The organism is Plantibacter flavus (genome assembly GCF_002024505.1).
GTDB classification, from domain to species: Bacteria; Actinomycetota; Actinomycetes; order Actinomycetales; family Microbacteriaceae; genus Plantibacter; species Plantibacter flavus_A.
The window spans coordinates 2,408,149-2,428,363 of sequence record NZ_CP019402.1 but is presented as its reverse complement, the minus strand read 5'-3'; the positions used below and the strand labels follow the sequence as shown (position 1 = coordinate 2,428,363).

22 protein-coding genes and 1 tRNA gene are annotated in these 20,215 nt (G+C 69.7%); 13 read left to right on the top strand and 10 right to left on the bottom strand.

The features are described from left to right. Nucleotides 1-94: 94 nt before the first annotated feature. From BWO91_RS11390 to BWO91_RS11380, 3 genes are all read left to right on the top strand, one after another. The gene (locus tag BWO91_RS11390; protein WP_079002642.1) at nt 95-583 is read left to right on the top strand and encodes an NfeD family protein; all 489 of its coding nucleotides are present in this window, start codon (nt 95-97) and stop codon (nt 581-583) included. A gap of 46 nt (nt 584-629) precedes the next feature. Continuing rightward, a complete protein-coding gene (locus tag BWO91_RS11385) occupies nt 630-2,150 on the top strand; it encodes a flotillin family protein (RefSeq protein WP_079002641.1) in 1,521 nt (506 codons plus the stop codon). 279 nt (nt 2,151-2,429) lie between these two features. Then, nucleotides 2,430-4,124 carry a long-chain-fatty-acid--CoA ligase gene (locus tag BWO91_RS11380; RefSeq protein ID WP_240555811.1) on the top strand — a complete coding sequence of 565 codons (1,695 nt, stop codon included), beginning with the start codon at nt 2,430-2,432 and terminating at the stop codon, nt 4,122-4,124. Between the two features lie 84 nt (nt 4,125-4,208). Here the strand turns inward: BWO91_RS11380 and BWO91_RS11375 are convergent, their stop codons facing one another. Further along, the gene (locus tag BWO91_RS11375) at nt 4,209-4,409 is read right to left on the bottom strand and encodes a hypothetical protein (RefSeq protein ID WP_153303440.1); all 201 of its coding nucleotides are present in this window, start codon (nt 4,407-4,409) and stop codon (nt 4,209-4,211) included. 231 nt (nt 4,410-4,640) lie between these two features. On the opposite strand from BWO91_RS11375, the gene BWO91_RS11370 reads away from it, so the two are divergent. Then, nucleotides 4,641-4,717: transfer RNA gene (locus BWO91_RS11370), tRNA-Pro, on the top strand. Nucleotides 4,718-4,780: 63 nt separating this feature from the next. Here BWO91_RS11370 and BWO91_RS11365 read toward each other — a convergent pair. Next, a complete protein-coding gene (locus BWO91_RS11365; RefSeq protein WP_079002638.1) occupies nt 4,781-5,155 on the bottom strand; it encodes a winged helix-turn-helix transcriptional regulator in 375 nt (124 codons plus the stop codon). A gap of 119 nt (nt 5,156-5,274) precedes the next feature. On the opposite strand from BWO91_RS11365, the gene BWO91_RS11360 reads away from it, so the two are divergent. Beyond that, on the top strand, nt 5,275-5,640 hold the full coding sequence (locus BWO91_RS11360; protein WP_079002637.1) for a DoxX family protein: 366 nt from the start codon (nt 5,275-5,277) through the stop codon (nt 5,638-5,640). A gap of 34 nt (nt 5,641-5,674) precedes the next feature. Here BWO91_RS11360 and BWO91_RS11355 read toward each other — a convergent pair whose 3' ends face one another. Beyond that, nucleotides 5,675-6,637 (bottom strand): zinc-dependent alcohol dehydrogenase family protein, encoded by a 963-nt coding sequence (locus BWO91_RS11355; protein ID WP_079002636.1) that lies wholly within the window; start codon nt 6,635-6,637, stop codon nt 5,675-5,677. An 86-nt stretch (nt 6,638-6,723) separates the two neighbouring features. On the opposite strand from BWO91_RS11355, the gene BWO91_RS11350 reads away from it, so the two are divergent. After that, nucleotides 6,724-7,353, top strand: coding sequence for a TetR/AcrR family transcriptional regulator (locus tag BWO91_RS11350; protein WP_153303439.1), 630 nt, complete (start codon nt 6,724-6,726; stop codon nt 7,351-7,353). 73 nt (nt 7,354-7,426) lie between these two features. Here the strand turns inward: BWO91_RS11350 and BWO91_RS11345 are convergent, their stop codons facing one another. Further along, nucleotides 7,427-7,978: an AAA family ATPase gene (locus tag BWO91_RS11345; protein ID WP_079002635.1), complete on the bottom strand. Its 552-nt coding sequence runs from the start codon at nt 7,976-7,978 to the stop codon at nt 7,427-7,429. 131 nt (nt 7,979-8,109) lie between these two features. Beyond that, complete coding sequence (locus BWO91_RS11340) at nt 8,110-8,493, bottom strand: VOC family protein (RefSeq protein ID WP_079002634.1); 384 nt, start codon at nt 8,491-8,493, stop codon at nt 8,110-8,112. Between the two features lie 96 nt (nt 8,494-8,589). On the opposite strand from BWO91_RS11340, the gene BWO91_RS11335 reads away from it, so the two are divergent. Further along, nucleotides 8,590-9,579, top strand: coding sequence for a helix-turn-helix transcriptional regulator (locus tag BWO91_RS11335; RefSeq protein WP_079002633.1), 990 nt, complete (start codon nt 8,590-8,592; stop codon nt 9,577-9,579). Between the two features lie 121 nt (nt 9,580-9,700). Here the strand turns inward: BWO91_RS11335 and BWO91_RS11330 are convergent, their stop codons facing one another. After that, the gene (locus BWO91_RS11330) at nt 9,701-10,621 is read right to left on the bottom strand and encodes an SDR family oxidoreductase (protein ID WP_079003948.1); all 921 of its coding nucleotides are present in this window, start codon (nt 10,619-10,621) and stop codon (nt 9,701-9,703) included. A 176-nt stretch (nt 10,622-10,797) separates the two neighbouring features. Between BWO91_RS11330 and BWO91_RS11325 the strand changes: the two genes are divergently transcribed. Continuing rightward, entirely contained in the window at nt 10,798-11,655 is an 858-nt protein-coding gene (locus BWO91_RS11325; RefSeq protein WP_079002632.1) for a helix-turn-helix transcriptional regulator, read from the top strand. 161 nt (nt 11,656-11,816) lie between these two features. Further along, nucleotides 11,817-12,377, top strand: a complete 561-nt coding sequence (locus tag BWO91_RS11320) for an NADPH-dependent FMN reductase (protein ID WP_071260701.1) — start codon at nt 11,817-11,819, stop codon at nt 12,375-12,377. Between the two features lie 56 nt (nt 12,378-12,433). Here BWO91_RS11320 and BWO91_RS11315 read toward each other — a convergent pair whose 3' ends face one another. From BWO91_RS11315 to BWO91_RS11305, 3 genes are read right to left on the bottom strand one after another with little or no spacing between them, the layout of a single operon-like run. Next, nucleotides 12,434-12,820 carry a YciI family protein gene (locus BWO91_RS11315; protein WP_079003947.1) on the bottom strand — a complete coding sequence of 129 codons (387 nt, stop codon included), beginning with the start codon at nt 12,818-12,820 and terminating at the stop codon, nt 12,434-12,436. 44 nt (nt 12,821-12,864) lie between these two features. Then, nucleotides 12,865-14,277 carry a flavin monoamine oxidase family protein gene (locus tag BWO91_RS11310; protein ID WP_079002631.1) on the bottom strand — a complete coding sequence of 471 codons (1,413 nt, stop codon included), beginning with the start codon at nt 14,275-14,277 and terminating at the stop codon, nt 12,865-12,867. Beyond that, the gene (locus tag BWO91_RS11305; RefSeq protein ID WP_079002630.1) at nt 14,274-14,900 is read right to left on the bottom strand and encodes a dihydrofolate reductase family protein; all 627 of its coding nucleotides are present in this window, start codon (nt 14,898-14,900) and stop codon (nt 14,274-14,276) included. The genes BWO91_RS11310 and BWO91_RS11305 overlap by 4 nt, the downstream gene beginning before the upstream one ends. A 185-nt stretch (nt 14,901-15,085) precedes the next feature. Here BWO91_RS11305 and BWO91_RS11300 point away from each other — a divergent pair, with 185 nt between their 5' ends. Next, nucleotides 15,086-15,571 carry a glutathione peroxidase gene (locus BWO91_RS11300; protein ID WP_071260696.1) on the top strand — a complete coding sequence of 162 codons (486 nt, stop codon included), beginning with the start codon at nt 15,086-15,088 and terminating at the stop codon, nt 15,569-15,571. A 21-nt stretch (nt 15,572-15,592) separates the two neighbouring features. On the opposite strand, the gene BWO91_RS11295 is transcribed toward BWO91_RS11300, so the two are convergent. Continuing rightward, the gene (locus BWO91_RS11295; RefSeq protein WP_079002629.1) at nt 15,593-16,465 is read right to left on the bottom strand and encodes an oxidoreductase; all 873 of its coding nucleotides are present in this window, start codon (nt 16,463-16,465) and stop codon (nt 15,593-15,595) included. A 103-nt stretch (nt 16,466-16,568) separates the two neighbouring features. Between BWO91_RS11295 and BWO91_RS11290 the strand changes: the two genes are divergently transcribed. The 3 genes from BWO91_RS11290 to solA all read left to right on the top strand — a co-directional run bounded on the left by BWO91_RS11290 (nt 16,569) and on the right by solA (nt 20,211). Then, nucleotides 16,569-17,156 carry a PadR family transcriptional regulator gene (locus BWO91_RS11290; RefSeq protein ID WP_430929500.1) on the top strand — a complete coding sequence of 196 codons (588 nt, stop codon included), beginning with the start codon at nt 16,569-16,571 and terminating at the stop codon, nt 17,154-17,156. Between the two features lie 61 nt (nt 17,157-17,217). Next, a complete protein-coding gene (locus BWO91_RS11285) occupies nt 17,218-18,921 on the top strand; it encodes an ABC1 kinase family protein (protein ID WP_079003945.1) in 1,704 nt (567 codons plus the stop codon). 129 nt (nt 18,922-19,050) lie between these two features. After that, nucleotides 19,051-20,211, top strand: coding sequence for an N-methyl-L-tryptophan oxidase (solA, locus tag BWO91_RS11280; RefSeq protein ID WP_079002628.1), 1,161 nt, complete (start codon nt 19,051-19,053; stop codon nt 20,209-20,211). The last annotated feature ends 4 nt before the right edge of the window (nt 20,212-20,215 follow it).

Here is a 20,215-nt window from a genome sequence, read left to right as displayed (position 1 = left end):
CTGCAGTCGCTCCACAGGGGCCCGCAACCCGTCGCCGTCGTAACGGGAGACCGCTTTCCTGCACGTCGCCTGGGCGTTCAGTAGGGTTGGTGGCATGACCCTGTTCATCATCGTCGGCGCCGTCGGTCTCGTGATCGTCCTCATCTCCCTGGTCTTCGGTGAGATCTTCGACTTCCTGGACGGGGCGGTCTCGGCCACCGCGTTGGGGAGCGCGTTCACCGTCTTCGGCGCCGTCGGCGCGATCGTGCTGGCGAACGGGTTGCCCGTCTGGTCCGCCTACGTCATCTCGGCCGTCATCGGTGTCCTCGTGCTCGTCGGCGTCCAGCTGATGATCCGGAGTTTCAAGCGTTCGGAGGACGGCACGCCGAGTTCACCGCTCGGTCTCTACGGGGTCGCCCGGTCGACCATCTCGGCGTCCTTCGGCGAGGTCAGCCTCGACGGCCCGCACGAGATCGAGACGCGCCTCGCGTTCTCCGACACGCGGATCGAAACGGGCAGCCGGATCCGCGTGGTCGAGCTCCAGGGTTCCCGCGTGAAGGTCGAACCCGTGTCGAGCGGAGCCGCTGCCGACACGCAGCCCTGATTCCATCCATCCACCAGCACGCCCTCGAGGGGAAGGCACCTGCCCTATGGACTTCATCACCACCAACATCACGGTGATCGCCGTGATCGCACTCGTCGTGGTGGCGCTCGCGATCGTCGCGTTCGTCGCCGGACGCATCAAGCGCGTGCCGCCGAACCAGGCGCTCGTCATCGTCGGTCGGGGGGCCGGCGCCAAGACGGGTGAGCCCGATGGCGGTCAGCGCGTCGTCATCGGTGGGCGGGTGTTCATCTGGCCGATCCTGCAGCAGGGCTTCCCGATCTCGCTCGAGCAGCGTCAGATCGGCATCGTCGTGGAGGGTGTCGACACCAACTTCATCAAGGTCGCCATCCAGGCGAGCGTGAACTTCAAGGTCTCCGGCACGCCGGAGGGTGTGCGCCGTGCCGCGCAGCGCTTCCTCTCCCAGCAGGGGTCGCTGACGCAGATCATCCAGCAGTCCCTCGAGGGGTCGCTGCGTTCCATCATCGGCAACATGCCGATCAAGGAGATCATCTCCAACCGCAACGCCCTGTCCGAAGCGGTGGTCGAGGCGACCAAGACGGATCTCGCCGAGCAGGGCCTCCAGGTCGACCTGCTGAACATCTCCGACATCTCGACGCCGGGCACCAACTACCTCGCCGACCTCGGTCGAGCGGAGAACGCGCTCGCTCGGCAGAACGCCGAGATCAAGGAAGCCGAGACCGCTCGTGCGTCCGAGTTCGCGCGGATCGAAGCGGCGGAGCAGGTCGCGGAGCGTCAGAAGGCGCTGAGCCTCAAGCAGGCGACGATCAAGGCGGAGACCGACCGCGCGAACGCCGAGGCCGAGGCCTCCGGTCAGCTGGCCACGGCGCAGCAGGACCGTCTGGTCGCGGAGCAGGAGCGTGAGGCGCTCGCCGAGAAGGCGAAGGTGGAGCAGGAACGCCTCGACATCGAGGTGCGCAAGCCGGCCGAGGCCGACGCCTACGCGACGGTCCAGCGCGCGCAGGCGGCCCGAGACGCAGCCAATGCCGCGACGGAGGCCGACGCGTTCAAGCGCAAGACCATCGCCGAGGCGAACAAGGTCGCGGCCGTGCAGGACGCCCAGGCCGCTGCGGAGTCCGTGCGCCTCGCCGGTACCGCTGAGCGCGACAAGCAGATCGCGCTGGCCGAGGGTATCCGCGCCCAGGGTGACGCGAAGGCGTCGGCGGTTGCCGCGGAGGGTCTGGCCGAGGCTGAGGCGATCGACGCGAAGGCGGAGGCGTTGAAGAAGTACGGTGAGGCCGGACTCGCATCCGAGATCATCGCTCGTCTGCCTGAGATCACGCGAGCCGTGTCCGAGCCGCTCGGCAACATCTCGAACCTCACGGTCATCTCGACCGAGGGTGCGTCAGCCGTCACGAAGACGGTCGGCCAGGTCGTCAGCGAGGTGCCGAAGGTCGTCAAGGACATCACCGGGCTCGACCTGTCCGCCCTCTTGGGTGGGGTCGCCGGTGGCGCGCTGGGGGAGAACCTCCAGCAGGCGATGTCCGACAACGCCGCTGCGGCCGCGAAGCGTCAGCCGAATACCCCGGCGTCGCCCGACGCCGTCTGAGTCGTTCGATCCTCAGGAGCCGGTCGCCTTCGGGTGGCCGGCTCCTGGCGTTGTTCCACCGTTCCTCGGGCGATTCACCGGTGTCGGTTTGGAGCTTGTCAAGCAGTCCGGTCGCATCCCCGGTCGGGCATACGCGCCCGCCTAGGGTGGAGGCATGCGTGCGGTGCGCGCGGTGTCATCTGGAGGATCATCGTGGACCATCGAGGAAACACAGCCGAGCAGCGCGAGGGCGAGCAGTCGTCGGAGCCGACCGAGGCCGGAGAGGCACAGCGTCAGCGTCTGGCCGAACGGCCGTGGTTGTCGTCCTACGCCAGTGGCGTGCCAGCCGACATCGACGAGGTCACCGAGACGCTCGTCGACCTGCTCGACACCTCGGTCAAGCGTTTCGGTGATCGCATCGCCCTCGAGTTCTTCGGCGCGGAGACCAGCTACAGCGAGCTCGGCGAACAGGTCGCGCGAGTGGCCGAAGGGCTCCGCAAGCTCGGTGTGAAGCCGGGCGACCGCGTGGCGCTCGTGCTGCCGAACTGTCCGCAGCACGTCGTCGCGTTCTACGCGGCGCTCCGGCTCGGCGCGACGGTCATCGAGCACAACCCGCTCTACACGGCTCGGGAGCTGCGGCATCAGTTCGAGGACCACGGTGCGCACGTCGCGATCGTGTGGGACAAGGTCTACGACCTCGTGGCCGACCTCCCGGCCGACGTGATGCGCGGGCGGATCGTCTCGGTCGACATCACTCAGGCCCTGCCGTTGTCGAAGCGGTTGGCGCTCCGGCTGCCGGTGAAGCGTGCCCGCGAGTCGCGTGCGGCGATGACCGCGACCCCGTCGGCGAAGCACGTGCTTCCGTGGGAGCGGCTGATCGGCGGACGGAAGCTGTCGAAGCGGGTCGTGCGTCCGACGCTCGACGACACCGCGCTCCTGCAGTACACGAGCGGGACGACCGGGGCGCCGAAGGGGGCCATCCTCACACACCGCAATCTGCGGGCGAACGCGGCGCAGGGTCGCGCCTGGGTGCCAGGGCTGAGCGAGGGTGGCGAGGTCTTCTACGGGGTGCTGCCGCTGTTCCACGCCTATGGCATGACGCTGTGCCTGACGTTCGCGATGAGCATCGGGGCGCGGCTCGTGCTGTTCCCGAAGTTCGACCTGGAGCTGGTGCTCACGGCGGCGAAGAAGTCGCCGCCGACGTTCCTGCCGGCGGTACCGCCCATCTACGACGCGTTGTCGCGTGCGTCGAGCCGCAAGGGCGTCGACCTGACGAGTGTCCGCTTCGCGATCTCCGGTGCGATGAGCCTGCCGGTGTCGACGGTCACGCGGTGGGAGGAGGCGACCGGCGGTCTGCTCGTCGAGGGCTACGGGATGACGGAGTCGTCGCCGGTGGCGCTCGGCAACCCGATCGGTCCGTCGCGTCGGCCGGGCACCGTGGGTGTGCCGTTCCCGAGCACCGAGATCCGCGTCGTCGATCCCGAGAACCCGTCGGTCGATCGTGCGGCGGGGGAGTCGGGCGAGCTGCTGCTCCGTGGCCCGCAGGTCTTCCAGGGGTACTGGGGTCGTCCGGACGAGTCGCGCGAGGCGTTGCTCGAGGGTGGCTGGTTGCGGACCGGCGACATCGTGACGGTGTCGGCGGACGGCTTCGTGACGGTCATCGACCGGGTGAAGGAGCTCATCATCACCGGTGGGTTCAACGTGAGCCCGTCCGAGGTGGAGGAGACGCTCCTGTCGCACCCGGACGTCGAGTCGGCCGCCGTGGTCGGCCTGCCGCGCGACTCCGGTGGCGAGGATGTCACGGCCGCGGTGGTCATGCGCGCCGAAACGGTGTTCGACGCGGGTTCGCTGCGCGACTACTGCCGGACCCGCCTCACGGCGTACAAGGTGCCCAAGCGGGTCGTGCAGCTCGACGAGTTGCCGACGTCGCTCATCGGCAAGGTGCTGCGGCGCAAGGTGCGCGACCAGCTCGTCGCGGACCGCAAGGCCGAGTAGCGCTGCGCTGCCGCCGGGCACCCTGCCCGTCCTCGTGGCGCGTCGTGCAAGGCGTGCCGCGGGTGCTTCGGAGTGCCGCAGTGATCAGCCGCGGGACTCGGGGTGCACCCAGTGGCGCACGACGGGGATGAGCAGGGACAGTGCCACGAAGGTGATGGCACCGCCGATGACGGCGTCGTCGATCGGCGTGTTGCGGCTGACCTGCACGATGCCGGAGACGATCGCGACGGGCAGGGCGGTGAGTGCCGCGACGCGGACCTCTTTCCAGTAGTGGCTGTAGCGCATGGGGTCCTCCATCGGGTGGCCGGATCGGTCCGTTCGTCCTGTCGCGCGGGTGCGGACGAGTCACGGTAGCGTGCCCCGTCCGGGGGCGGGCAGGGGAGACCTCCCACCCGACGAGTGCGGCCTGTCCGAGGCTTGTCTGGGCCGATCTGCCGTCCCCGGAGTCGTGTCACGGAGCGCTCTCGGAATCCGCTAGACTGTTCGAGTTGTCTTCTCCGCCCGCGGAGATGGCATCGGGCTGTGGCGCAGCTTGGTAGCGCACTTGACTGGGGGTCAAGGGGTCGCAGGTTCAAATCCTGTCAGCCCGACCAGGAAGTCCCGGAAACCGTCTGGTTTCCGGGACTTTTTCCGTTGGTCCGCACCACGCCCGGCGCTCAGGACCGCTCGTCGAACGCCCTGCGGCTCGCCTCGATCGTCGGGACGTGCTCACCGGCCCACTCGGCGAGCGCCATCGCGTGCGGGATGAGCGATTCGGCGAGGTCTGTCAGCTCGTACTCGACCCGCGGTGGCACTTCCGCGAAGGTGGTGCGGGTGACGAGTCCGTCGCGCTCGAGGTTCCTGAGGGTGAGGGTGAGCATGCGTCGGGAGATGCCCGGGATGCGCTGCTCGAGCTCGGTGAACCGGAACGGGCCGTCATGGAGCGTCGCGATGAGGAGGAGCGCCCACTTGTCGGCGATGCGGTCGAGGAGTGAGCGGATGGCCTTGCCCTGGTCGCCCCGGACGGAACACAGCCTCTGGTAGCGGAACACGGCACCCCTCGCGGCTCGGTCACACGCGTGTGCCTTTTGTACGCCGGTCCGAACCGGTCCACACTTGCGTCGGTTACCTATCGTAACCATCAACGCACACACGCACTCGGAGGTTGCACATGGTCGTCGCTTACTGGATCGTCGCAGGACTGCTCGCGGTCATGTACCTGTACTCGGGCGGCATGAAGCTCGTCCGCTCGGCGGAGCAGCTGCGCCCCATGATGGCCTGGGTCGACACCATGCCGCTCTCGGCCGTCCGCGTGATCGGAGCCCTCGAGATACTGGGCGTGGCCGGCCTGATCCTGCCACCGCTCGTGGGCGTCCTCACCTGGCTGACCGTCGCGGCCGCGGTAGGCCTCGTCCTCGTACAGATCGGTGGCATCACCGTGCACGTGCGTCGCGGCGAGTTCCGGGTCCTCGGGCTGAACGTCGCCCTGCTCGTGCTCGCCGCCGTCGAGGTCTGGCTGGCGACGATCTGGCTGTAGCGGTGGCGGATCTGTGCCTGCCTCGTCAGCCGACTCAGGGGACGAGCACGATGCGCCCGAACACGTCCCCGACGTCCATGAGACGGTGCGCCTCGGCTGCGTCGCTCAGCGGCAGGGTGTCGTGGACCACCGGCGAGAGCGTGCCTCGGACGGCGTCGTCGAACACCTCGGCTCGCACCCGGGCGAGTTCCTCGCGCGGCACGGTGTCGAGGCTCAGGGTCCCGAAGGTGATCGATCGGCGGAAGCCGGCCAGGAGAGCCGTGCCGAAGTCGGCGGGCGGGAACCCACCCACCACGCCCACGGCGATCAAACGGCCGTTCGGCGAGAGCCGCTCGATGAACCGGGGGAGGTTGGGCCCGCCGACGATGTCGAGGATGACGTCGAACTCCACCGGGGCGTCCGCATCGCCCGCGCCGGAGCGGTCGAGCACGTGGGTTGCACCGAACGCCCGCAGTCGCTCCCCGCGTTCCGGGGACGACGTGGTGACGGCGATGACCCCGGCGCCGGCACGAGCGGCCAGCTCGACGCCGGCCAGGCCGATACTCCCGGCGGCGCCGCGCACGAGGACGGATTCGCCCTCGGTCAGGCGAGCGCGATCGAGCGCGAAGTGCGCGACCGGGAACGCACTGCCCAGCGTGACCGCCTGGACGGACGTTAGGTCGGACGGCAGCTCGACGATCTCGTCGGCGCGCGCGGTCACGTACTCGGCGTACGCGCCCGAGGCCCCCGTGAACGCCCAGACCCGTCGACCGACCCATGCGGGGTCGACGTCGGGCCCGGTCGCGGTGACGACGCCGGCGGCTTCACTTCCCGGGATCATCCCCGAGTCCCGGGCTACTTCGGCGATCCCGCCCCGGCGGATCACGACGTCGACCCCGCCGACGCCGGCGGCCTCTGTTCGAACGAGGACCTCACCGACCCCGGGCGTGGGGACGGGAAGGTCCGTCACCTCCATTCCACTCGGGTCGCCGAAGGTCCGGATGATCACTGCGCGCATGGGTGCACTCCGTTTCACGGCGGGGGATCTGACCCGCCTCCCGTAACGTAACGGACGCACCCGTCCACTTGAGTAATGTGAGACACATGTCCGCGCCACTGCCTCAGAACCTGCGTTCCGACGCGCAGGAGAACCGTGACCGCGTCCTCGCCGCAGCCCGCGACCTGTTCGGGACCGACGGCCTCCACGTGACGATGCGGGAGATCGCCCGCCGAGCCGGTGTCGGGCCGGCCACCCTCTATCGACGGTTCCCGACCAAAGCCGATCTCGTCAGGGCCGCCTTCGTGGACGAGCTCGGCGCGTGCCGCTCGATCGTGGTCGACGCCCTCGCGGACGTCGACCCCTGGCGTGCCTTCCGCAGCATCATCGAGGAGGTCCTGGTCCTCAACGCCCGCAACCAGGGGTTCACGGACGCGTTCCTCGCCGCCTACCCCGATGCCGTCGACTTCCGGACCCAGCGCGAACAGGCCGTGCGGGCGATCACCGCCGTCGCTCGTCGTGCCATCGACGCCGGCGCGCTGCGCCCGGACTTCGTCCTCGACGACTTCCTCGTGGTCCTGCTCGCGGCTCGCGGACTCTCGACGACGACGGAGACGGAGCGCGTCCGAGCTGCACGACGCTACGCCGCACTCGTGATCGACGGCCTGCGTGCGTCAGACCGGCACGAAGCGCTCCCGCCAGCGCCGCGACTCATGTCGAGCGTCATCCCGGCGTAGGCGTGTGCCCGTGCCCGCGGTGACCCGGATGACCACCACCCGGCACCGAGTCGTGGGCGTGTCCGGTGGCAGGTCAGCGCTGCTGCGACGCGACCAGAGCCTCCAGGGCGGCCAATCGGTCTGACGAGTCGCCGGTGATCTCGGCGACCGTGACGTGGTCGGCGATGAGATCGGGCTCGTCGACGAGATCGAGCAGGACGGCGTTCATGGCCGTCCGCAGCTCCAGGTCTTCGTCCGCGCCGACGTGGATCCCGTCGTTCGGCGTCAACGGCAGGACCACCAGCACATCCACCGTCTGGAGCGCCGCGGCGGTGCGGGAAGTCGCCCGCTCGAGGAACCCGGTGTCGAGGTCGGTGCCGGCCAGTTCCGCTGACGCGAGGAGGTATGCGAGGAAGTCGAGTGGCCCGCGTTCCGCGATGACGTCTCCGTCATCCGACTCGTCCAGCAGTCGTTCCGCCGAGAGGCGTAGCTGGGCGGCGAACATGGCGCTGCTTGGGACGTCTCCGGCGTCCTCCACGAGGTCGAACAGCTCCCCGAGGACCGTGAACTCCGGGTGGCGGAGCGCGAAGTCCGCGATGAGCGTGCTCTTCCCGCTGGCGTGGGTGCCCGACACGACGATCTTCACGGGACCGAGGATAGACCGTGTTCCGCTCGCCGGCTCTGGCGCGTCAGCTGATGAGCTGCTCGGACGCCTCCCACAGCCGGCGAGCATGTCATCCCGGCGTAGGCCTGGACGTTCGTCACGAGTCGACGCGTTCACCCTGCGTCAACGGTGATCGGGGTGAAGACGTTGACGAGGTTGCCGTCGGGGTCGCGGAACAGCAGCGACCGGTTGCCCCACGGCATGTCCGTCGGCTCGTTCACGAACGTCGCCACGACGCCCTGGAGCGTCGCATAGGCCGCATCGACGTCCTCGACGAGCAGATCGAGGATGACGGATCGGTTGGCACGCGGTGCGGCGGCGTCCTCGCCCAACAGCGGGATGGTCGCTGAACTGGCGATGGCGAGCGTGCCGGTGTCGGTGCGCACCTCGGCGAACAACGGGTGCAATCGTGCCGCGGTCGCACCGGTGACCCGTTCGTAGAACGCGACCAGGGTGTCGACGTCGTCGGTGATGATCCGGGTGGCTGCGAGGTGCATGCGTGTCTCCTTGGCTGGTGGTCTTCCCCCACGGGTGCGGGGCGGTGACGACGATAGAGCCAATACCGGACCGTTCTCGCCCGGTATTCTCATGAGATGGGACATACCGGCTCGCCGACTGCTCGAGCGCTGCAGTTGCTCGAGCTGCTGCAGTCCGCGGAGATCCGCAGCGTGCCAGAGCTCGCCGAGCGGTTGGGCGTGGACGAACGGACCGTGCGCCGTTCCGTGCAGCGTCTCGTGGACATGGATGTCCCGATCGAGTCGGTGCGCGGTCGCTACGGCGGGTACCGCCTCGCCGTCGGCCGACGCGTACCGCCGATCATCCTCACTGACGAGGAAGCGGTCGCCGTCTTCCTCGGCTTGAGCGAAGCCCAATCGTCCTCGGACTCCCCGGACGTCGCAGCGCAGATCGCCCTCGCGAAGATCCGACGATCCCTCCCGGCCGCGTCCGTGGATCGCCTCGAGGCGGTCATGCAGTCCGCAGCGCTGAGGCCGTCGCGCCACGACGTGCCCGACGCGGGCGTCCTGCTCACCGTGTCGGACGCGATCCGAGCGAGACGCCCCGTGGAACTGCGCTACCGCGACGCGGAGGACACGCCCTCGCGTCGCACGGTGCATCCGTTCGACCTGCTCGTCCACGACGGTCGTTGGTACCTGGACGCGTTCGACGTCGAGCGAGCGGAGGAGCGCACCTTCCGGGTCGACCGCATCCGATCGGCGCGGACGCTGCCCGGCATCTTCTCGGGCCCGGGTGCTCGAGCGGAGCGCCCTCCACTCGTCGATCGCTTCGCGGGGGCGGACTACCGATGGCACGTCCGGTTGCGCATCCAGGCGAACGTCCCGCAGATCCGGGCCCTCTTCCCGGAGAGCGTGGCCGTCGTGGAGTCGATCGATGACGCACCCACCTGGCATCGGGTCTCGATCCGAGCCAAACGCCTCGACTGGCTTCCAGCGGTGATCGCCGGGCTGGGGGATCATGCGGTGATCGTCGACGAGCCCGAGGATCTCCGCGAACTCCTCCACGCGACAGCGACGCGGATGCTCCGCATCGCACGCGGCGCGGATGGGGCGCCTCCGCTCCCGTAGGGCGCGACCATGCGAATCACGTCGAAGCACGCCGCCGGACGTCCGGGGTGGCGGTGACCGCCACGGGTTCCGGCGGGCGTGCTCGGAGCGCCGGCCGTCCGACCAGCGCACAGCCGCCGCGTCACCGTCCGATGAGCCGCTCGGATTCGTCCCAGAGGCGACGGGCGTCGTCCAGGTTCCGCATCGGCGGCCAGAGTGCCGGGAGGAGCGCGGGTCGGCCACCCATCGTGCGGACCGGGCCGTAGAACTCGTCGCCTCGCGCGGTCGGTGCCGTCGCGGCCATGAGCGCGGGCTGAGCGGCACTCGACACCGTGCCTGCGACGCCGAGGCGTGAGAGCAGGCGGACCACACGACGGGCTCCGGTGTCGCGCTGTCGGCCCATGCCCGGCTGGGCGGCCAACAGGTTCGTGGGGGAGACGCCGGGGTGCGACAGGTTGCTGGAGACACCCCAGCCGCCGGCTCGGCTCCGCGCATCGAGTTCGCGGGCGAACAATGCCACGGCGATCTTGGACTGCTGATAGGCCCGCATCCCGTCGTAGCTGCTCTTCCAGTCGAGGTCGTCCCAGTTGATCGATCCGCTCCGGGCGGCGATGCTCGTCTGGTGCGTGACGCGCGCTCCACCGGCCTTGAGCAGCGGCAGCAGACCGAGGGTCAGCGCGAAGTGGCCGAGGTGGTTGACGCCGAACTGCAGCTCGAAGCCGTCCCGCGTCTCCTGCCGCTCGGGCGGCGTCATCACGCCGGCGTTGTTGATGAGCAGGTCGATCGGGCGGTCCTCGGCGGTGAGCTGCTCGACGAGCGCTGTGACGGAACCCAGAGAGGCGAGGTCCAGACTGCGGACCGACACCGTCGCGCCGGGAACCGCTGCACGGATGCCGTCGGCGACGTGCGCGCCCTTCGTGGTCGAGCGCACAGGCAGGACGACCTCGGCACCCGCCCGGGCGAGCTCGGTCGCGATGACCCGTCCGAGGCCGTCGCTCGCGCCGGTGACGACGGCGAACGACCCGGTCAGGTCGGGGATGGTGAACGCGGGTGTTCGTGGCATGGTCGTTCCTTCATCGTGGGTGTCGCCGTGGTCCGGCGTGTGGGAACCACTCTCGACGGTCGGCTTCGGCCGGTCCAGGACCGGCTCATCCACTGATCGGCGATCCGTGGCTGGCACCGCTCTCGCACGATAGAAAGGAGGTCCACGGACCGCGCTGCACGACGAGGAGACGCGACATGATCGATCGGCACGGCCTGGCGGCCTTCCTCAGCCACCGCCGGCACCAGCTGCAGCCCGAGGACGTCGGGCTTCCGCGCGGTCCGCGGCGACGGACGGACGGCCTCCGCCGGGAGGAGGTCGCGGCGCTCTGCAACATGTCGACCGACTACTACGCGCGGCTCGAGCGCGGCGTCGGGCCTCAGCCGTCCGAGCAGATGATCGCGGCGATCGCGCAGGGCCTGCGTCTCTCCCTCGATGAACGGGACCACGTCTTCCGGTTGGCCGGGCGCACGCCTCCCGCGCGTGGAGCGCACGGCGACCACGTCGGCCCCGGTCTATTGCGGATCCTCGACCGCCTGCAGGACACCCCCGCCGAGATCATCAACGAACTCGGCGAGACGCTTCGCCAGACCCCGATGGCCGTCGCACTCAACGGCGACGCCTCCCGGTTCACCGGGGACGACCGGAGCCTGGGCTACCGGTGGTTCACCGACCCGACCGCGAGCGCGGCCTACGCGCCCGCCGATCGCCTGCTGCTCTCGCGCGTGTACGCCGCCGGGCTCCGCGAGGTCGTCACGATGCGCGGTCCCGGATCGCGTGCGGAACGCCTCGCGAACGCACTGCTGGAACGGAGCGAGGACTTCCGCGAGTTGTGGGCCGCGCAGGAGGTCGGTCTCCGGCCAACGGAGGTCAAGCGGTTCCTCCACCCCGAGGTCGGCGAGCTGGAACTGCACTGCCAGACGCTGTTGGACCCCGAGCAGTCCCACCGGCTGCTCGTCTACACCGCTGAGCCCGGGAGTGAGAGCGCCGAGAAACTCCGACTCCTCGCCGTCATCGGTGCGCAGACCCTGCCGGGCCAGCCGGCGGGCTTCTGAGCCTGACGCCCGGGTTCGCCGCTCCCAGCACGCCCGGAGCCCTTCGGCAAGCCCCACCCCGGACGGAGGCGCCTGCCCAGCCTCCCGGCTACAGTGCGAGCCAAGCACCACCACGTCCCGTGCTTCGCGGGACGGGCACGCACATCGAAGGAGAGCACCCCATGTCAGACCTCCGAATCGCCATCATCCTCGGCAGCACCCGCCCCGGCCGAAACGGCAAGGCAGTCGCCGACTGGGTCGTCGAGCAGGCCGCCGGTCGGAGCGCGAGCTACGAGCTCATCGACCTGCTCGACCACCCGCTGCCTCTCCTCGACGAGCCGACGCCGCCGTCGTTCGGGGCATACGAGAACGAGCACACGAAGGCCTGGGCGGCGACGATCGCGCCCTACGACGGGTTCGTGTTCGTCACGCCCGAATACAACCACTCCACGTCCGCTGTCCTGAAGAACGCCATCGACTACCTGTACGCCGAGTGGAACAACAAGGCCGCCGCGTTCGTGGCGTGGGGGAGCCTCGGCGGTGCCCGCGCGATCGAACACCTTCGCGGCATCAGCGCGGAACTGCAGATCGCGGATGTACGGCAGCAGCTGAGCTTCTCGCTCTTCACCGACTTCGAGGACTTCAGCACCTTCACGCCCGGGCCCCAGCACACCGAAGCCGCCGGGGTGCTGTTCGACCAGCTCGAGGCGTGGGCGGGTGCGCTGAAGCCGCTGCGCGCCTGATCGAAGGACCGACCCCTCGGCGATTCCGCCTCGCTCGCCGGCCGAGATCGATGCGTTCACGCCGGCGGGCTCCTGGGACTCGTGGTCGGTGCCCGGGTGTCCGCTCGGCCCGTCGGCTTCAACGCGCCCGGGAACGGGCGCAGCTCGAGGCGGCCGTTACGGGCCATCGGGTGGCGGGCGGCGACGTCGATCGCCTCATCGAGGTCGGCGCATTCGAGGATGTCGAAGCCCCAGAGCGTGTCGGTCGCGCCCGGGATCGGGCCGTTGGTGACGAGTCGTTCGCCCGCGCGGACTCGGACGCCGCACGCCTCGCTCGGGTCAAGCACGTCGCCGAGAAGACGACGCCCCGTCGTGTCCAGGTCCTGGACCCAGTGGTCGACGTCCGCGTCATCGGCTGGCTCGTCGGGCACGGGGTCCGTGAGGACGAACATCATGAATCGCATACGTTTCCTCTCCTTCGACGCTCGCGAGAGCGCACTCGTGGTCGTCATCGGACCGGGTCGACGACCGGAACTGCGCTCTCGTCGCGCCAGAGGGTCTCGATGGGAATCGACCGACCGAGGACGTGCTCGGCGGCCCGGTGGCCGGAGTGGAATGCCGCCGTCACCGTCGCGGGGTCGTCGGTCCACGTCGCCTCGCTCGCGAGGTGCAGGACGCCGCCGACCGGGGTCGCGAGCGCGTCGTGGTCGTCGGTCGTCGATCCGACGGTCATGTAGGCGTAGGACCCGTGGGAGAACGGATCGTCCTGCCAGTGTGTGACGTGCACCTCCGTCGGCTCCTCGACACGGTCGCCGTACAGACGCCGCAGTTGGTCGAGGATCGACTCGACGACGCGCGACTCGTCCCAGTCCCGGATCTCCACGGCCGTCGGGCCGGCGGCGAACGTGAGCAGCGTCGGCGCACCGTGCGCCGATGTCAGGTCGTACCAGGAGTGCCAACGTCGACCCTCCGGGCCCTGCTGTCGAATCGCGTAGACGCCGTCGTCCCAGAACCGTCGCTCGAAACGCAGGAACACCTTCTCGAACGCGTTCATCCGCAATCGTGAGAGGGCGCCGGCGACCGGCTCCGGCAGCGGGGGATCGATCGCGAACTCCTCCGACTGCAGGACCCCGACGGGCACCGTCACCACCACCGAGCCCGCGCGCAGCACCACCTCGCCCGTCGGTCCCTGCGCGGAGACCTCGACGCCGTCCGTGGACCACCGCACACTCGCCACCACGTGCTCCAGGCGCACGTCGAGCCCCTCGGCCAGTCGCCGGGGGAGCACGTCGTACCCGTCGGGGAACACGACCTCATCGCCGTCGATGGCGTCGTCGTCGAGCCCGTGGGCTGCGAGGTCCTCGATCCACGCGCCGTACTGCTCCTCCGAACGATGCTCCAGGTACTCGCGGACCCGCTGCACCCGCTCGGTGTCCCAATCCTGCAGGGCGAGCGCAGCCTCGGTCACGTCACGGTACGACGCGTCCGGGGCCGACTCGGCGACGACACCGAGCAGCGTCGAATCGAGGGCATGGACGTCCTCGGCGAAACCGCGAGCCTCGGCGTCGGACAGGCGCCTGCCGTCGGGACCGTAGTACGCGATCGGTCGGCTGTCCGGCTGGTAACCACCGACGGTGAACTCGATCGTCCGCATCCCGAACGCCTCTGCCGCCGCGGCGACCGCGCTGTCATCGACACCGTGCACCCATGAGGCGCCGAGATCGGTCACCCGGCCGTCGCGACGTTCGGTCGACACCCGCCCGCCGACCCGGTCGCGGGCCTCGACGACCACCACCGCGCGTCCGGCGGCCGCGAGCAACCGTGCGGCGACGAGCCCCGCGACGCCGGCACCGACGACGACCGTGTCGAAGCGGGTGTCTGCTTCGGGCCGCTGCGCCGACGCCTCGTCCGACGCGCTCATCGCGGGTCGCCCATGTCGCCGGTGGCCGGTGTGCCGTCGATCCGTTCGTAGCGAAGGTGGACGGTCCCTGCGGGGGAGGTGGTCGCGGGGCCGAGCAGGCGCAGCGTGGACGGGACCGTGCCGGTCGCGAAGACGCGCTTCCCGGTGCCGAGCGTGATCGGGTACACCCAGAGGTTCAGCTGATCGAAGAGTGCGTCGGCCAGCAGGGTCTGCACGAGGTCGAGGCTGCCGATGACGTGGATCTGCGAGTGACGCTCGCGAAGAGCTCGAACGGCCTGGGGGAGGTCCGGTCCGAGCTGCGTCGAGTCCCCCCACCCCAGCTCCTGCGGCTCGCGTGATGCGACGTACTTCGGCAGTCGGTTGAAGAGCCTCGCGATGGCGTCGTCCTGGCCACCCTCCTGGTGCGGCCAGTACCCGGCGAAGATGTCGTAGGTCCGGCGCCCGAGCAGGAGGGCGTCCATACCCACCATGCCGGCGTCGATCTGCTCCCCGTCGACCTCGTCGATGAGCGGCGCCTGCCAGCCACCGAACGCGAACCCGTCGCTGGGGTCCTCCTCGGGCCCGCCGGGTGCCTGCGCGACGCCGTCGAGGGTCATGAAGAGGTCGATGTGGATGCGTCCCATGTCCTGCTCCGATCTGCTGCACTCACGATCCACCGGCGGGCAGGCGGTGTCAACGCCTGTCGGCTGGGAACGCCCTGCCGAAAGGGCGCCGGTCGCGCCCCGGGCGAGTAGCGTTCGGAGTGGATCCGCTTGCGCACACCGGTGCTCGAGCAGGACGTCGTTCGACAGATGAGAGGCATCACACCATGACCGATCTGGACACCATCCCCGTCACCACCCTCGACGGCCGGGACACGACCCTCGCGGAGTGGGACGGGAAGGCCAAACTCGTGGTCAACGTCGCGAGCCGCTGCGGCCTCGCACCGCAGTACGAGAAGCTCGAGGCACTCCAGAAGCAGTACGCCGACCGCGGCTTCACGGTGATCGGGTTCCCGAGCAACCAGTTCCTGCAGGAGCTCGGCGACAACGAGAAGATCGCCGAGTACTGCTCGGCCACCTGGGGCGTCACCTTCCCGATGATGGACAAGGTGAAGGTCAACGGCCGCAACCGGCACCCGCTCTACCAGGAGCTCGTGAAGACCGCCGACGCGAACGGCAAGGCGGGCAACGTCAAGTGGAACTTCGAGAAGTTCCTCATCGCGCCCGACGGGACCGTTCACCGCTTCCGTCCGACGACCGAGCCGGACGCCCCCGAGGTCATCGCCGCGATCGAGGAGAGCCTTCCCGCGTGACGCCGAGACGGCCGGGAGCGCTCACCGGTAGGTGACTCCGGTGAGCGCCTCGGCCGTCTTCCAGAGCTCGGCGGCGACGTGCTCGTCGCGGGCCGCCGAGGTCCGGCCGATCGGCTTCGGACCACCACGCATCTCCCCGAAGCCGCTCGGACCGTAGTAGCCGCCGGGCTCGACGTCGGGCGAGGTCGCCGCATACAGCGTCGGAAGTGCACCCATGTCCGCGCTCTGACCGAGGAGCCGGGTTCCCCATGCGAGGAGCGGACCCTGCGCGGACTCGGTGTGCGACTGGAGCTCGGTCGACGCGAAGCCGGGGTGCGCGGCCACGGACAGCACCGAGGACCCCTCCGCCGTGAGGCGTCGCTGCAACTCGGCCGAGAACATCAGGTCGGCGAGCTTCGACTGGCCGTAGGCCGACCAGCGTCGATACGTCCGGTTGCGCCAGTTGAGATCGGCCAGATCGATCTTGCCGGCCCGGTGCGCGGCACTCGACAGCGTCACGACCCGCGTGGTGATGCGGTCGATCAGGAGGCCGGTGAGTGCGAAGGGCCCGAGGAAGTTCGTGCCGATCTGCATCTCGAAGCCGTCGGTCGTGCGGCGTTCGGGGACCGCCATGACGCCCGCGTTGTTGATCAGTACGTCGACCCGCTCGACCCCGTCGGCGAATCGACGGACGGACGCCAGGTCGGCGAGATCCAGCTGCCGCACCTCGACGTCGCCGGTCATCGTCGCCGCTGCCCGCGCGCCCTTCTCCGTGTCGCGGCAGGCGAGGATGACGGCGGCCCCGCTGGCGGCGAGCTCACGGGCCGTCACCGCGCCGATCCCGCTGTTCGCACCGGTCACGATCGCGACGCGGCCGTGCTGGTCGGGGATGTCTGCTGCGGTCCAGGGGCTCATGAGGGCGACGTTACGCCATCACGATCTTCCGATTACACATATCGTTCACAGCTTCACCGATATATCGTTGAGCATCGTTCACGTACGACGGAGGAGAGCAATCATGGGTGGATTCCCAAGCGGTGGCGCAGGATTCGGTGGCGCAGGGTTCGGTAACGGCGGAGGCTTCGGCAGCGGAGCCGGCTTCGGGACCGACGGCATGTGGCAGATGATGGAACAGCTGCGTTCGAAGTTCGAGAAGAGCGCCGGCTCCCGTGTCGGCCGCGGCGACGTCCGCTCCGCCGTGCTGGCCCTCCTGGCCGAGCAGCCGATGCACGGCTACCAGATCATCCGCGAGATCGAAGAGCGCAGCGGCGGCTCCTGGAAGCCCAGCGCAGGCTCGGTCTACCCGACGCTGCAGCTCCTCTCCGACGAGGGCATCATCACGGCCGAGGAGTCGGGCGGTCGCAAGACCTACGCGCTGACCGAAGCCGGTCGCGACGAGGTCGCCGAGTCCGGGGCGTCCGCTCCGTGGCAGAACGCCGACTCGTCCGAGCACCCCGGCTTCACCGCCCTGCCGAAGGCCGGTGTCGAGCTGGCCCAGGCCGCAGCCCAGGTCGGCCGCACCGGAACGCCCGAGCAGGTCCAGCAGGCCGTCGCCATCCTCGACGACGCTCGCAAGCGCCTCTACGCGATCCTCGCCCAGGACTGACCGAGTGTCGTCGACCGGCGGGACGCCCAGCGACACGGCGTCCCGTTTCGGCGAGTTCCCCATGAGCGGGCGGGCCGGCGTTCCAGCCGGTCCGCCCGCTCACGGGCGTGCCCGGTACCGTCGCATCCTCCGCTTCGCGAGTTGGCACCTGGCCGCCGCCTGGTGGTTCGAGATCGTCCTGCCGCGGTTCGGACTCATCAAACTGACGGAGCGGACCCGCACGCGCCGCATGCAGAAGTTCGCACGACGCTTCCACGTGCTCGCCGTCGACCTCGGCGGCCTCATGATCAAGGTGGGCCAGTTCATGTCGTCGCGCCTCGACGTGCTCCCGCCGGAGATCACGAAGGAGCTCGAAGGCCTGCAGGACGAAGTCCCGCCCGTCGCCTTCCCTCGCATCCGCGCGCTCGCCGAGTCGGAACTCCGCGTGCCGCTCCCGCAGGTCTTCGCCGGCATCGACGAACGTCCCGTGGCAGCAGCCTCGCTCGGACAAGCGCACCGCGCCATGCTCGCGCCGGCGCTCGCTGCCGACACCGGGCTCGACGCCGTCGTGCTCAAGGTCCAGCGGCCGGGCATCGACGAGATCGTCGCAGTCGACCTCGCCGCCCTCCGCAAGGTGGGCGGCTGGCTGCGCCGTGTCCGGCTCGTCTCCGACCGCGTCGACATGCCCGCACTCGTCGAGGAGTTCGCCGCGACGAGCCTCGAAGAGATCGACTACCTCCATGAGGCCGCGAGTTCCGAGCGGTTCGCCGTCGATTTCGCCGGGGACGACCGCGTCTCCGTGCCCGCGGTGGTGTGGGAGCGCACGACCCAGCGCGTCCTGACGCTCGAAGACGTCACCGCCATCAAGATCACCGACGCGGACGCCCTGCGCGCCGCCGGCATCGACCCGGTCGACGTGGCACCCGTGTTCGCAGCCGTCATGTTCGACCAGCTCTTCACCAACGGCTTCTTCCACGCCGACCCGCATCCCGGCAACATCTTCGTGACGCCCGTCGACGCCGCCCCGGGCGAACGGTCCTGGAAGCTGACGTTCATCGACTTCGGGATGATGGGCGAGGTTCCACCGACCACGAGGCGCGGCCTCCGGAAGCTCCTCATCGCCGCCGCATCACGCGACGGCAAGGGGCTGGTCGACGCGATCCGCGACCTCGGCGTCCTCCTGCCCTCGGCCGACACGACCGAGCTCGAGCGGGCCATGACCGCGCTGTTCGGACGCTTCGGCGGCATGGGGTTCGCAGAACTGCGCGACGTCGACCCGAAGGAGTTCCGCGACTTCGGTAACCAGTTCAGCGAGGTCATCCGCACCCTGCCGTTCCAGCTGCCCGAGAACTTCCTGCTCATCATCCGTGCGATCTCGCTCACCTCCGGTGTCTGCAGCGCCCTCGATCCCGAGTTCAACCTCTGGGACTCCGTGGAGCCCTACGCCGCGCAGCTGCTCCGTGACGAACGCGGCAACGTCGTCCAGGACCTCGGTCGCGAGGCGCTCGACATCGCCACGGTCGCCGTCCGCTTGCCGAAGCGTCTCGACGCGGTCATCACGCGGGTGGAGGCCGGCGCGGTCGCGACCACCAACCCGAGACTGGAACAGCGGATCGCGCGGCTCGACCGCACGACGGGCCGGGTCGTCTCGGCCGTGCTGTTCGCCGCGCTGCTCGTCGCCGGCGCTGTCCTCCGAGCCGACGACGCCGTCCTCGGCACCGTCTTCATGGTGGTCTCCGCCGTGCCGCTCCTCCACGCACTGTTCTCAGGGCGACGCGGGCGCTGACCCGGCGTGCGGTCGTCGCCACGGCACATTCCTGACGCGAAAACCTGGGTCATCGGTCCATAGGCCGGTCTCCGGAGCTCCAGCACACTTGCCTGAATCGATCGGGCAAGCACGAAGGAGCACCACCGGATGGAATCGTTCGACGTCGCGGTTGTCGGCATGGGAGCTCTCGGCAGTGCCGCCGCCTACCACCTCGCCCGTCGGGGCGCGAAGGTCGTCGCCTTCGAGCAGTTCGAACTCGGGCACGTCCGCGGCGCCTCGCATGACACCTCGCGGATCGTCCGGACGTCGTACGGGGCTCCGCAGTACGTGCGACTCGCGCAGTCGGCGTACCGCGACTGGGCTGACCTCGAGCAGGAGTCGGGCGAACGGTTGCTCACCATCACGGGTGGCGTCATCTTCCTGCCGGTCGACGGACCCTACTCGGCCACCGACTTCACCGCGGCCCTGGATGAGTGCGGGGTGCCGCACGAGCTGCTGACGCCGGCCGAGGTGCAGGCGCGCTGGCCGCAGTTCCGGATCCCCGAGAACGTGGAGACGGTCTACACCGCCGACACCGGCATCGCCCACGCGGCCCGTACCGTCGCGACGCTCCAGCTCCGTGCTCGGGCGCTCGGGGCGGACATCCGCGACCGCACCCGGGTCGACGCACTCACCCCTGACGGAGCCGGTGTCGTCGTGCAGACCTCCAGCGGGCCGGTGCGTGCCGGCAAGGTCGTCCTCGCCGCCGACGCCTGGGCGAACGAGCTGCTCGAGCCGCTCGACGCGGCGATCCCGCTCGACGTGATGCAGGAGCAGGTCACCTACTTCCGCCCGTCCGATGCCGAGCAGCTCGATCGCGAGCGGTTCCCGGTGTGGATCTGGGAGGACGAGGAGTGCTACTACGGCTTCCCGACCTTCGGGGAACCGACCGTGAAGGCCGCACGCGACGTCTCGGAGAACCGCATGTCACCGGCGGAGCGCACCTTCGTCCCGTCGCCGGAGCTCACCGGGCAGCTGGCCGACTTCATGGCGGACCTCGTGCCGGCGTCGGGCCGCGAGCTCCGCACGGTGACGTGCCAGTACGCGCTCACCCCGGACCGGAACTTCGTCCTCGGCCCGCTCGAGGAGCACCCGGACGTCATCGTCGCCCTCGCCGCCGGTCACGGCTTCAAGTTCACGCCCGCGTTCGGACGCATCCTCGCGGAGCTCGCACTCGACGGGCGGACGAGCGACGACATCTCGAGCTTCGCCCCGTCCCACGCCCGCAGCGCCGACCGCGTCTCACCGATGCCGACCTCCGTGAGCTGATCCC